The following is a 13,683-nucleotide window of genomic DNA, read 5'->3' as shown; positions in this document are numbered from 1 at the left end:
AAATGACGAAGTATCATGACAACACCAATTGCATCCATAGCCCAGTCCATTTTGACGACCCACATGGCGCGTTAACCGCGCCACTTTATCAAACCTCAACGTTTCAGTTTAAAGATGCTGCTCAAGGTGCGGCACGTTTTGCGGGGGAAGAAGCGGGTTACATTTATACCCGCTTGGGCAACCCAACCACCCGTGAACTTGAACAAAAGCTTGCTCAGCTCGAGGAGATGGAAGATGCTGCTGCAACCGCAACGGGTATGGGGGCGGTATCAGCATCAGTGCTGAGCTTTTTAGAGCAAGGCGATCATTTAATTGCATCTAGCGCATTATATGGTTGTAGTTTTGCGCTTTTTTCTCACATGCTGCCTAAATGGGGCATTGAAGTGTCATTTGTAGATATGACCAACGAAGCGGAGCTGTATGCAGCTGTGAAACCAAACACCAAAATGGTGTTTGCTGAAACGCCGATCAACCCAAATATGACGGTGATTGATTTAGCTATGCTGGGTCAGTTTGCTAAAAAGCACAGTTTGATCAGTGTGGTTGATAACACCTTTATGACACCGCTACTACAAAAGCCAAAACATTTCGGCATAGATATTGTGATCCACAGTGCAACTAAATACCTTAATGGCCATGGTGACGTCGTCGCAGGTGCGGTATGTGGTTCGCAAGAACACATAGAGCTGATAAAGCTTACAGTTTTAAAAGACATTGGTGCGACCATCAGTCCACATGATGCTTGGTTGATTAATCGAGGCTTAAAAACACTGGCTGTACGTGTTGAAAGGCACTGTCAAAGTGCACAAAAAGTTGCTGAGTTCTTAAATGCGCATCCTAAAGTCAGTGAAGTGTATTACCCAGGTTTACCTTCTCACCCTGGTTACAAATTCTTGGGCGAGCAGATGAAAGGTGCAGGTGGTGTGATTGCTTTTGAGATTGATGGCACACTAGAGCAAGGTGAAAGTTTTATTAACGCGACTGAGCTGTGTACATTAGCGGTCAGTTTGGGCGATCCAGAAACACTTATTCAGCATCCAGCCTCAATGACACACTCGCCGTATACCAAAGAAGAGCGTGAAGCTGCGGGCATTTCAGATGGTTTGATCCGAATTTCTGTTGGTTTAGAAGATGTTAACGACATCATTGCTGACCTAGAGCAGGCATTTAAGCAAATTTAGTGTAATTAAAAATGTACAGTAGGGGTTTTTAAGCCCCTTTTTTGTGTGTGGTGTTTTGTTTGGTGTACATTGATGTAAATAAAAGATTCCAAAAAAACGAGTTTTCAGGATTGCTTGAAACATCTCATCTATTAATCTTTTGCTTACTTTTCCCTAGTATCAAGTCAACAAGTTGAAGCGCTCAAGCTGGGGCTAGAGCGAACTAACAGCGAAGGTTATTATGGCTAAAGCAAGTAAATATGTATCAAAGCAACCTGATGCAAATGGCATCATCGCTTGGACCGAAGAAGAAAATAAAATATGGTCTGAGTTGGTTGCACGTCAATTAAAGTGTATTGAAGGCAAAGCATGTAACGAGTACATGGAAGGCCTTGAGAAAATAAATTTACCGCACGACCGTATTCCTCAGCTTCATGAGTTAAACGAAGCATTAGGTCGTGAAACAGGCTGGCAAGTAGAACCTGTACCTGCACTGATTGATTTTGATGAATTCTTCAGACTATTGGCGAACAAAAAGTTCCCGGTAGCAACCTTTATTCGCTCTCGTGAAGAGTTTGATTATCTGCAAGAGCCAGATATCTTCCATGAGATTTTTGGTCACTGCGCCATGTTAACTAACCCTGCATTTGCGGAGTTTACGCATAAATATGGCCAGTTAGGCTATGCCGCTGAGAAGAAAGACCGCGTATATCTAGCACGCTTGTATTGGTTCACGGTTGAGTTTGGCTTAATGCAAACTGAAGACGGTTTACGTATTTATGGCGGTGGTGTGCTTTCAAGCCCGGGTGAAACACAATATGTTTACTCAGGCACGCCAGAAATCAATAAATTAGAAGTGTTAGACGTTCTACGTACGCCATATCGCATTGATATTATGCAGCCGTTGTACTACACAATTAATTCAATTAATGACTTATTCGATATCTCACAAATGGATATCATGGCGTTGGTACAAGAAGCAAAAGAATTAGGCTTATTTGAGCCAAAGTTTCCCCCTAAAGAAAAATTAGCAAGTTAAGGATTTTGTAATGTCTGATTTAAGTGCACAAAAATGTGAAGCGTGTCGTGCTGATGCGCCTAAAGTGTCAGATGAAGAGTTAGCAGTATTAATTAAGCAGATCCCTGATTGGGTTCCAGAAGTGCGTGATGGCATCATGCAACTTGAGCGTGTATTCAAGTTCAAAAACTTCAAGCAGGCATTAGAGTTCACTAACAAAGTGGGCGACATGGCTGAAGAAGAAGGTCATCACCCTGGTCTTCTAACAGAGTGGGGCAAAGTGACAATCACTTGGTGGAGCCACTCTATCAAAGGCCTGCATAAGAACGATTTTGTATGTGCAGCGAAAACAGACGACGTTTTCAACGCTCTATAAGACTTCAACATATCATTTAACCAAAGCGCCTTTTATGGGCGCTTTTTTATGGCTGAAACTTAAACTCTGGCACTTAGCGCGACATTGCTCTATCATAACTGTTAATTTATACAGTATATAAATCTAACAATGAAACTCTATATCGCTGAAAAACCGTCATTAGGCAGAGCCATTGCCAATGCGTTACCTAAACCTCATAAAAATAACGATGGCTTTATTGAAGCGGCGAACGGCGATATTGTTACTTGGTGTATAGGCCATTTATTAGAGCAGGCTGAGCCTGAGGCGTACGACCCTAAATTTAAAAAATGGGCGATTGCCGATCTGCCCATCGTGCCTGAACAATGGCAGCTAGTAGCAAAAAGTAAAACCAAAAAGCAATTTAATACCGTTAAAAAGTTAATTAAATCGGCTAAAACCATTGTCAACGCGGGCGATCCAGACCGAGAAGGGCAGCTTTTAATCGACGAGATGATTAACTTTTGCGGTGCCACTAAAGCACAAAAAGAGCAAACACTTCGTTGTCTGATAAGCGATTTAAACCCCTCAGCAGTCAAACAGGCCATCAATAACCTCAAATCTAACCTCGATTTTTTATCGCTGTCTGTTTCAGCGCTGTCTCGTGCTCGTGCCGATTGGCTTTACGGTATTAATATGACACGCATGAGTACCATCAAAGGGCAACAAGCGGGTTATCAAGGGGTGTTATCTATTGGTCGAGTGCAGACGCCGGTATTGGGTTTGGTTGTATACCGTGATTGGGAAATTGCGAACTTTGTTTCAAAACCGTTTTATGAAGTCGAAGCGCAGTTAAATACCCAAGCCGGTGCGAGCTATGTTGGTAAATGGCAACCAAGCGAAGCCTGTCAGCCTTATATGGATGAAGAAGGTCGCGTGCTGGTCAAAGGCTTAGCTGAAAATGTGGCGGGCAGAGTTAAAAACCAACCGGGTGAAGTGAGCAAAGATAAAAGCACCCAAAGTAAAAAGTCGCGCCCTTTGCCGCATAGTTTATCGACTCTACAAATAGAAGCGGCCAAAGTATTTGGCATGAACGCCCAGTTGGTACTTGATACCTGTCAGAGTTTGTATGAAAGGCATAAGCTGATCACTTATCCCAGATCAGATTGCCGTTATTTACCAAAAGATCATTACAAAGAGCGCAGCTCAGTAGTGGGCGCCATTAATGCCATTAGCGATAAACTAAGCGCTTTTACAGGCAAAGCGAATTTAGAGATAAAGTCATCAGCTTGGAACGACAGCAAAGTCGGAGCGCACCATGCGATTATTCCGACCTCAAAAAAGTCGAGCGGCGCGCTGAATCAAAATGAGCAAAACGTTTATTACCTGATCGCAAGGCACTACTTAGCGCAATTTTTTGAGCCAAGCGTTTACGCTGAGCGTGAGATCCATACGCTTATTCAAGGTGGGCTATTTACCTCTAAATTTAAAAGTCTGATTGATAAAGGCTGGGAAGTCTTATTTAACAAGCAAGAAAAAGGCGAGACTAAGCTTACTCAGTTGCCAATGCTGCAAAAAGGTGAGCAAGTGCAGTGCGTTGATGCACAGGTTATAGAAAAGCATACGTCGCCACCAAAGCACTTCACTGATGCAACATTACTCGCAGCCATGACGGGAATAGCCCGGTATGTGACCGACCCAGAGATTAAAAAAATATTGAAAGAGACCGATGGTATAGGCACAGAAGCGACGCGTGCGGGGATCATTGAACTTCTCTTTAAAAGACAATATTTACAACGTAAAGGCAAAGCCATTCACTCTTCCGAAATTGGGCAAAGCGTGATAAAAGCGTTGCCAGAAAGTGTCGGGCGCCCTGATATGACCGCTGTTTGGGAGCAATCTCTTGAGCAGATCTATCAAAAGTCTCAATCGTATAATCAGTTTATGGGCTCAGTTGAAGTGCATTTAAATCGCTTATTACAAGACACACAAATTGCGAGTTTCCAAGGGTTAGCAGGTAAGGGCAAAGCCAGTTTTAAGCGTTTTAAAAAGGGTAAGCGCAGTGCGAGTAAAAGTAAAAGCAGTGCTAAATCTCCTCGGGCGAAAAGCAAGGCTTGAAAAAGCGAGAAGAGTCGCAATATAGTGAATAATACATAGATTTAAGAAGTGAATTATGGACAACCAAATTCAATTAACACCTGAAAATATCCAGCAGGTTCTGGCTGAACAAAGTACCGATAAACTGGTTCTAATGACGTTCTTCAGTGCGCAGCAACCTGAGTGCATTGAACAAGCGAATATTTTGTCTGCGCTTGCACAAAGCTACAAAGAGCACTTACTAGTTGCAACAGTCGATTGTGATACACAACAAGCGTTGGCATCTCAATTAGCACAGCAAGTAGGACTACAAGCGTTACCAACGATTGTGTTATTGAAAAATGGCGCGCCAGTTGGCGTATTACCAGGTCCTCAAAGCGATGCTGAAATTAAAGAGGCACTCGCTGAGCATTTACCAAGTCCTGAAGTATTATTACTTGAGCAAGCAAAACAAGCGCTAGCAAATGACGATCAAAATGCGGCGTTTAACTATGCCAAGCAAGCCTATGCGATTGACCCAGAAAATACCCGTGTGAAACTGGTACTGGCTGATATCTGCATTCAAATTCAAAAGTTTGAAGATGGTCAGGCGTTACTTGATAGTGTTGTCGAAACTGAGCGCGATCCGTATTACCAAAATCTGCAAGCCAAATTAAATGCCGCACAAAGTGCGCAGGAATCTCCTGAGATCATTGCTCTTACTAGTCAATTAGATGCGGACCCTGAAAACAAAGAGTTAAAAGCACAACTCGCTGCGCTATTGGCAGAAGCTGGTAAGAAAGAGCAAGCGCTAGAGTTATTATTATCTGTGCTAAGAAAAGACTTAAATTTTGGTACTGCGAAAAAAGATTACCTAGATTTGATTGCGAGCCTACCAGATGGCGATGCTTTGGCTGGTACATATCGTAGAAAATTATATAGCTTATTATATTAATCGTAAGTATGTTATGAGCACAAAAATGGCAGCTGATTTAGCTGCCATTTTTTGTTGTAAGAGCCCTACATAAAGTCGGTGCTACTGAGTTATTGAGATGGTAGCAGCGATTATATATCGCGTCTTTTTATCTTAATTTTTAAACTTTAAACGTCAGTAACAAACCAGATATTTTGTTTGCACTTTCGACCAGTTTCGCTGCATCTTCCGCGACTTTATAACTTAGGGTTAAATTCTCGCTGCCGTGATGGGTGATGGTGGTGATGTTGTCGTTAATCTCCACACTCACCATCTGTTGTTGCTCTGCTGCAGTTGAAATACCTTGCGCAGCATTGGCAATTTCACTGATCTGATCAAAAATCACTTCTAAGGCCTGCTGGCTGGTTTGGCTTGCATCGGCGCAGTTAGATGCTCGGTCTTTGGTACTTTGCATCACTTCTGACCATTTATACAAAGTATCTTGTATCTCTTTGATTGATGCGTAAATATGGCTGGTGGCACTTTGTGTACGAGATGACAGAGCGCGAACTTCATCGGCAACCACAGCAAACCCTCGGCCATGCTCACCAGCTCGAGCAGCCTCAATCGCTGCATTCAATGCTAATAAGTTCGTTTGCTCTGCAATACCTTCGATTTCAGTCATGACTTGGCCAATCTTATCGGCTTCTTGTGCCAGTGAATTTGCTGTTTGCGCGGCTTCATCCACTTGCGTGGCAAGTGAGCTGACCATATCAACGTTTTCTAGCATGGTATTTTTAATTTCTAAACAATGATGCTGCGTACTATCGACTTTGTTGGCGGTATCGGCCGTGTTGTTTGAAATTTCACCGATAGTTTGGCTCATTTGTGACATCGCTGCAGCCATTGAACGCAAGCGCTCACTTTGCGCTTCAATGCCTTTTTCTGTATTGGAAGACTTTTCATCAAGTCCGGTTGCGATATTTTTGAAAGTAGACGCTGAATCTTGCATTCGGCCTAAAACCGTTCGAAGCTTGGCTTGTAGCATACCTAGATTAAATTCTGCGATAGAAAAAGGTGTCGCTTCGCAGTAAACGTAACGCGAGACTGAATCGAATTGCTGTTGCTGTAATTTGAGCTTGGCAGGCACCACTAGCAGTTCATCATAGTTAATGAACAAAATTGCCAGCATGGTGATAATAGCCGCAACACCGAGTTGCCAACCAGCAAAAACAAAGCAAGCAAGGGTAAGCAATAATGCAATAATCGTTGAAAGGGTTTGTCGCAGTGCAATTTGCTCACGCCAGTGCCAAACCTTTTTACCTTGGTTTATTGCATCATAAAGCGATTGTGCTCTTTTCTTAAGTTGTTCAGAAGGCTTAACTCTCACCGATTGATAGCCAACGAGCTGGCCATGCTCAAAAATAGGTGTAACAAATGCGTCTACCCAGTAATAGCGACCGTCTTTACAGCGGTTTTTTACCACCCCACGCCAAGAGTGGCCTTGTTCTAATTTATCCCAAAGCTCTTTAAACGCCGCTTTTGGCATATCTGGATGGCGTACAATATTGTGGTTTTTCCCTACTAGCTCTTCGGCACTAAACCCTGAAACGGCACAAAATGCTGCATTTGCATACGTAGTGACACCGCGTAAATCGGTAGTAGAGACAAGTTGTTGCGAGTCATCAAAGGTGACTTCTTCATTGATAATTGACTGGCCACGACGCATGATTTTCTCCATAGGGATCAGTGTAAAACTGTGTTAGATTATAAGACTATAATGCTTTGTGTAATAGTAGGAATATAGTATGCCTGTGCAAGCAATAAAATATGGAATAGATGAGTTCGGTGCTGCGGATAAAATTCAGGCAAAAACATGTGTTCTACCTGAGTTAAATGACACTCAAGTACTTATTAAAGTGCATAGCAGTGCAATTAACCCTATCGATTTGAAAACGCGTGCAGGTTTAGGTTTTGTTGCTCAAGCAAAAGAAGCTGATGAATTTTTATCTTTAGGTTATGACGTATACGGTGTTGTTGAGCAGTGTGGCGCTCAAGTCACTGACCTGCAAGTGGGTCAATTTGTCGCAGGTATGGTGGGGTTTGCCAAACAGCCGGGCTGTTACGCTGATTATGTGATTGCTGAAGCAAACGAATTAATTGCATTTGATGTGCAACAAAAATCAGAAGTCGCAGGTCTATGTTTAGCAGGTTTAACCGCAATACAGGCTCTGAAAAAGTTTTCAAGCTTACAATCAACCCTTTACATTAATGCACCTACTGGTGGTGTGGGTCATTTAGCAATCCAACTGGCTCAAATACAAGGTAAAAAAGTGATTGCAGTAAGTAATCGCCCTTCACATGAACTGTTACAAAAGTTAGCTGTAAAGGTTGTTGATTATGAGACATTCTTTTCACAAAAGCGCCAAGCACAACTACTCGATTTAGTCGGTGGTGAAATCGGCGAAAGAATGGTCGCGAATTTAAACTCAGGCAGTGAAGTAGTGACTGTACCCACCATCAGTGCCCAGCAGATCGTTTCAGCTGCACAGCAAAGTGACATAACGGTCTCTGGTATTGTGGTAGAAAAGAACAAAGCTGATCTAAATGAATTGATGACTGCGTATCGTGGTGGCGATTTATTTATCCATGTCGATTCGACTTTTGCGTTGCAAGACATCCAGCAAGCGCATGAATACATGGAAGCGGGGCAGCATGCTGGCAAGATAATTATTAGTCATAGTTAATAAATATTGCTTGAGTATTGGGGATGTGCCCCCATTGATTGAACATTGCCTATTGGCTTGAGGATAATTTTTTGAATACACCAGAATTAAAGACTCGCTTAGAAGCACTCTCTACAGCAGAACACCAGCAAGCCATTAAGGGCATCAAGCGTGGTATTGAGCGAGAAGCATTAAGGATCAACCCGAATGGCTCTATTGCCAAAACGCCTCATCCACAAGACGCTGGGCATCCATTAACGAACTCGCATATCACCACTGACTTTTCAGAATCATTACTCGAGTTTATTACCCCAGTCAGTGAAGACCCTAAAGAGACGTTAGCGCAACTGCAAGATTTACAGAAATACACCTTGAGTAAAATGGGCGATGAGCTCTTGTGGCCTATGAGTATGCCTTGCTTCATCGAAAATCAAGATGACATTGCCTTGGCATATTTTGGTGAGTCGAACATAGGTAAAATGAAAACCCTGTATCGTGAAGGTCTAAAAAACCGTTACGGTAGCATGATGCAGGCTATTGCCGGTGTTCATTTTAATATTTCCTTCCCAGATACCTTGTGGGACAGCTTACAAAAAATTGAGCAAAGCACAGCTGAGAAACAAGCTTTTATTTCAGAGAAATACTTAGGCCTTATTCGAAACTTTAAACGTGAGCTATGGTTAATCAGTTACCTGTTTGGCGCTTCTCCTGCGCTGTGTAAATCATTCTTGCAGGGCAATAAAAGTGACCTTCCGTTTGAGACTTTGGGTGAAGGCACGCTTTACTTAGAGCATGGCACAGCATTACGACTAGGTGATTTAGGGTATACCAACAGTGCTCAATCGTCTTTAAAAGTCACGTATAACAATTTAGATGAGTATATTGTGGGCTTACGCGAAGCAATTGGCTGTCACTCTGACTTGTATGGTAATTTAGCTGACTATAAAGCAGAAACGCCACAGCAGCTAAATAAAAACATTCTGCAAATCGAAAATGAGTTCTACTCGCCGATCAGACCAAAGCGTAATGCACAAAGCGGTGAGACTCCGACTCAAGCTTTAGCAAGAGCAGGCATTGAATATGTCGAGATCCGCGCTTTAGATGTTAATCCTTTTTCACAGACGGGGATCAGCTTAGAGCAAATTCATTTCTTGGATGTGTTTTTAACTTATTGTCTGCTTAAAGACGCGCCAGCATTAAGCTGTGAAGATCAAAGGTCAACAGAAGCCAATTTACAAGCTGTGGTGAACTTCGGCCGTAAGTCGGACCTTGAGCTGCAACGTGACGGTTCACCTGTTTCTTTACAAAAATGGGCAGACGAGATTTTTGCAGAGTTAGTTTATGTGGCTCAGTATATGGACAAAGCAAATGGCTCAAATGTGTACCTGAGTGCAATCAAATTATGGCGTGAATGCATTTCTGATCCGAATAAGACACTATCAGGTCAGTTCTTATCTCAGCTTAAACAAAACCAACAAGATGGCGGTAGCTATGCAATTGAGTTGGCTAATGAGTATAAGTTAGCGCATCAGTCTCAGACATTTGTAACCTACTCAAACTCAAGTCTCGATGCTGATGCTGTCGCTTCTCACGAAGCACAGCAGCAAAAAGAGGCAGAAGATGATTTGACTTTTGTGGCGTTCTTAGATGATTATTTTGCTAATGCCTAGGCAAAAAAAAGCGCAGCTAAATTAGCTGCGCAAATATTAAATCAGGGATGAAACAATGCTAAACCACTGTATTCATATGCTCTGACTTATAGAATTTAAATAAGTTCACCAAAAAATGAAAAAAATTAAAAAAAGTTTTCTTACCCTATCTTTCGCCGCGGTTTTGAGCGGTTGCGCAACGGCGCCTCCTAAACAACCTGATAATATTTGTAAGATCTTCGAAGAAAAAGAAGATTGGTATTATGATGCCCGCGATGCTCAAGATAAGTGGGGGTCGCCTAAACATGTGTTAATGGCAATGATGTATCAAGAAAGCTCGTTTAGACACGATGCCGCGCCACCAATGGAATACTTTTTAGGATTTATTCCAATTGGCCGAGCAAGCTCTGCCTATGGTTACTCACAAGCTAAAACACCTACATGGCAAGACTATATTCGCGAAACGGGTAATTCAGGCGCAGATAGAGACGATTTCGAGGATGCCATTGATTTCATGGCTTGGTTTGTTAATAAAACCCACAAAGTAAATGGTATTTCTAAATGGGATGCCTACGCCCAATACTTAAATTATCACGAAGGGTGGGGTGGGTATAAACGTGGTACTTATCGAAAGAAAAAATGGCTGATGGCTGTAGCAAATAAAGTAAAGCATCGTGCAGGGCGCTATGGGGCGCAATTAAAAAGATGTGAAGCTGAATTAGATAAGTCTTGGTTTGAGCGTTTGTTTTCATGATAAATTTAAAGTGTGTTAACGAGCACTTTTAGTAAAGTACTTTTAATCAAAGCTGATCCATTTTTACAAGATAAGTAACGAGTATTGTTTGGGTATTAGCCTGTGTATTGTTTTCTCGAATTGAAAGCGGAGCGGGTTTTTCTTGTTTATTTATTTTCGAATTCCACCAAGTTTATTACCTCAATACTGATAGTTAAGTGCAGTCATTATCAGCGATTGGTTTACTATTTTATATGGGCTTTATGCCTGAGATATTTTGTTTTTTGTGTTCGGTAACTCACGGATGATGGTTTTTGAAGGAGAGGTTTGTGGTTCGTATAGTTTGGTTGTACTTGGACATGAAAGAAGTACGTTCTAGTTATCAATAATGGCTTAAATCATCATGCGTTCTTGGTTATCTCTTATTCTAATATTCATATTGCTTACTGTGGGTTACTACAGTCGCCTTTTGATCCAACCGTCAGTATCGAGCTCTGCGTTGAAAGTCACTTCAGAACCTGAATCAATCAGCGCTACGGCCACTAAGGCAATCATAGCTGATAAGTTGCCGCAGCAAGATGTTTCAAGTCATGCGATAAATGATTTACATGTTAGTAGTGGTCAATTAGAAACCGTTATACCTGTTCGCTGGAAGCAGACAGGACAATTCAAAGCGCATTTTAATCGTTTAAAAAATATGGCGGATCAAGGTGATATTGATGCAAAATACATTCTTGCTAAAAATTTAAGGTATTGTTTTTTTGCACCGATTGACGATTTTGCATTGCAAGCGAAGTTAGAAACTCAGGCAAGTTACTCTGATGCCAGTGAGGCGATTGATAATACACTCGCGCAGTTCGATTACTGTGAGGCGATTAATCAAGACCAACGCCGGCAGTTTTACTTTTACCTTGAAGATGCAGCAAAGCAGGGCTCTGTCGCTGCACAACAAATGTTTACAGGTCTTACCGCTAAGTTTTACATGCATTCACAGGGGTTGGAGGGTCTGCCTAGGGATGAATTTATCCAGTTACGAGATAAATTCAATCAACAAAAAGTCAGCTATTTAGAACAAGCATCAAAGCATGGTAGTGAAAAGGCGTTAATTAAATTATCGGATTTATATCGTTCACAGCAAATTGGCGATAACAGCTTAAGCTTAGTAAAATCGTACACACTTGATCGTTTAATAATGGAGATCACAAATAATAATGAACTGTATAATCGTTATGCTTGGTTTGAGCAACGACAGTACTCTCAACTCTCAGAGGAAGAGTTAATAGAGGCGAATAGTATGTTTGATGATTGGCTGGCAGAAATTCATAAAAATGGCACGCTTTACCCTAATGAACAATAAAAAATAGAGTAAAAAATGCTTTAATTCAGGCTTTATTTATAGGAAATAGATAGTAATTTATTGTATTTTTTATATGAAATGATTCCTGTTAATTTATCATTCGATATGGTTACTGAATGTTTATCGATAGCCTTCATGATGGTGAAATTAGAGAATGAACATAATAATCGCTGTCTTATAAACTGCTCAGGGCTAAGATGGCAACTGTTCAGAACACCATTCTGAGACGTTCACTCCGCACTTAAAAACACAAGTTTGAGAATATTAAAGTTAATAGGATAAGACTACATTCTGATAGATAAATAGATTTTCTTGTATCACACAAAAAACCTTCTTTGGGATTGAACTCAAACACAACAAAAGTAAAAGCCGAATTTACAGAAATTCGGCTTTTCAATAATGGCTATTGTTACTTGCTGTTGTCTCTTTTTTGAGGAAACACCTTAACCTGCTTTATCATATTTTCTTTTATTTCAATGATCTCTATTGGGTATCCAGCTATACGCATACCCAAAGAGGTTTGCGGAATATCTTCTAAGTACTCAACGATCAAACCACTCAGTGTTTTAGGGCCCTCTGTTGGTAACTCCCAATTCATTTCTTTATTGATATCTCGAATGTTTGCAGTTCCATCAACCAATACTGAGCCGTCAGACTGTACGTCAACTTCTTCACTCGGTGCGCGAGTTTGTGTGGTAGTGAAGTCACCAACCACTTCCTCTAAGATATCTTCAAGTGTGACCAAGCCTTGAATGTCACCATATTCATCTACAACCAAACCAATACGCTCTTTACTTTGTTGGAACTTTAAAAGCTGGGTATTTAATGAGGTGCCTTCAGGAATATAGTAAATTTCACGCACTGCACGTAATAGAGACGGCTTATCGAACTGCTCTTTAGTAAGAAGACGCAATGCATCACGAGAGTGAATAAAGCCAACGGCATCGTCAATCTGGTCACGATACAATAATACGCGAGTGTGTTGTGCATTGGTTAAATGTTTGGCGATGTCTTTCCAGTCGTCATTAATGTCAATGGCATTAATTTCGTTTCGTGGGATCATGATGTCTTCAACCGTAACATGATCTAAATCGAGAATAGACGTCAGCATGTTTTGGTGATTGCTTGGTAATAATGCACTGGACTCATTTACCACGGTTTTAAGCTCTTCTTTACTTAAACTGTGCTCTTCAATGTCTTGGTTTGAAATACCAAACAGTTTAAGAATGCCATTGGTGATCCAGTTTAATCCAATTACAAATGGGAACATCAACTTTAAGAGACCTTTCAATATTACAGAACTAGGAAAGGCAACTTTTTCTGGATGTAATGCTGCAAGTGTTTTTGGAGTAACCTCAGCAAAGATTAGAATTACGAATGTGAGCGCTATCGTATTGACAAGAGGACCCCAAACATCGCCGAAGTACCTTTCTGTAATAATGGCAGCAACTGTAGCGGCAGCAATATTAACGAGATTATTACCAATTAGGATGACACCAATTAATCTATCAGGACGTTGTAGTAAGCTACTTACACGCTTCGCACCTTTATGATTTTCTTTTTCTAAGTGTCTTAGTCGATATTTGTTTATCGACATCATGCCTGTCTCTGAGCTTGAGAAATAAGCTGAGAGCAAAATAAGTAAGCCCAAAATCGCAAAGAGCGTACCGGTTGATATGTCGTCCAAAAGAGGATCCCTTTTCTAATATTGAATAGG

Annotated in this window: 11 protein-coding genes; 9 read left to right on the top strand and 2 right to left on the bottom strand. The window is 41.3% G+C overall.

Features of this window, described 5'->3' with window-relative positions; all coding sequences use genetic code 11:
- Window positions 1-2 precede the first annotated feature (2 nt).
- From megL to ACXAC4_RS12660, 5 genes are all read left to right on the top strand, one after another.
- Window positions 3-1,181, top strand: a complete 1,179-nt coding sequence (gene megL / locus ACXAC4_RS12680; protein WP_475162139.1) for a methionine gamma-lyase — start codon at window positions 3-5, stop codon at window positions 1,179-1,181.
- A gap of 220 nt (window positions 1,182-1,401) precedes the next feature.
- Entirely contained in the window at window positions 1,402-2,199 is a 798-nt protein-coding gene (gene phhA / locus ACXAC4_RS12675) for a phenylalanine 4-monooxygenase (protein WP_058030708.1), read from the top strand.
- A 10-nt stretch (window positions 2,200-2,209) separates the two neighbouring features.
- Window positions 2,210-2,554, top strand: a complete 345-nt coding sequence (locus tag ACXAC4_RS12670; protein WP_130255287.1) for a 4a-hydroxytetrahydrobiopterin dehydratase — start codon at window positions 2,210-2,212, stop codon at window positions 2,552-2,554.
- A gap of 129 nt (window positions 2,555-2,683) precedes the next feature.
- Window positions 2,684-4,630 carry a DNA topoisomerase III gene (locus ACXAC4_RS12665; protein ID WP_475162136.1) on the top strand — a complete coding sequence of 649 codons (1,947 nt, stop codon included), beginning with the start codon at window positions 2,684-2,686 and terminating at the stop codon, window positions 4,628-4,630.
- A gap of 55 nt (window positions 4,631-4,685) precedes the next feature.
- Window positions 4,686-5,543 (top strand): tetratricopeptide repeat protein, encoded by an 858-nt coding sequence (locus tag ACXAC4_RS12660; protein ID WP_475162135.1) that lies wholly within the window; start codon window positions 4,686-4,688, stop codon window positions 5,541-5,543.
- A gap of 139 nt (window positions 5,544-5,682) precedes the next feature.
- Here the strand turns inward: ACXAC4_RS12660 and ACXAC4_RS12655 are convergent, their stop codons facing one another.
- On the bottom strand, window positions 5,683-7,230 hold the full coding sequence (locus ACXAC4_RS12655; RefSeq protein WP_475162131.1) for a methyl-accepting chemotaxis protein: 1,548 nt from the start codon (window positions 7,228-7,230) through the stop codon (window positions 5,683-5,685).
- Window positions 7,231-7,309: 79 nt separating this feature from the next.
- On the opposite strand from ACXAC4_RS12655, the gene ACXAC4_RS12650 reads away from it, so the two are divergent.
- From ACXAC4_RS12650 to ACXAC4_RS12635, 4 genes are all read left to right on the top strand, one after another.
- On the top strand, window positions 7,310-8,248 hold the full coding sequence (locus tag ACXAC4_RS12650) for an NADP-dependent oxidoreductase (protein ID WP_475162128.1): 939 nt from the start codon (window positions 7,310-7,312) through the stop codon (window positions 8,246-8,248).
- A 71-nt stretch (window positions 8,249-8,319) separates the two neighbouring features.
- A complete protein-coding gene (gshA, locus tag ACXAC4_RS12645; RefSeq protein WP_475162125.1) occupies window positions 8,320-9,897 on the top strand; it encodes a glutamate--cysteine ligase in 1,578 nt (525 codons plus the stop codon).
- A gap of 115 nt (window positions 9,898-10,012) precedes the next feature.
- Complete coding sequence (locus tag ACXAC4_RS12640) at window positions 10,013-10,630, top strand: transglycosylase SLT domain-containing protein (RefSeq protein ID WP_421963232.1); 618 nt, start codon at window positions 10,013-10,015, stop codon at window positions 10,628-10,630.
- Window positions 10,631-11,012: 382 nt separating this feature from the next.
- Entirely contained in the window at window positions 11,013-11,966 is a 954-nt protein-coding gene (locus ACXAC4_RS12635) for a hypothetical protein (protein WP_475162118.1), read from the top strand.
- Window positions 11,967-12,375: 409 nt separating this feature from the next.
- On the opposite strand, the gene ACXAC4_RS12630 is transcribed toward ACXAC4_RS12635, so the two are convergent.
- On the bottom strand, window positions 12,376-13,653 hold the full coding sequence (locus ACXAC4_RS12630) for an HlyC/CorC family transporter (RefSeq protein WP_475162115.1): 1,278 nt from the start codon (window positions 13,651-13,653) through the stop codon (window positions 12,376-12,378).
- Window positions 13,654-13,683 lie beyond the last annotated feature (30 nt).

The sequence above is a fragment of the Pseudoalteromonas sp. AWM4_233 genome, from assembly GCF_056158285.1.
The sequence above is the reverse complement of the archived record's forward strand: the minus strand, read 5'-3'. Positions and strand labels throughout refer to the sequence as shown.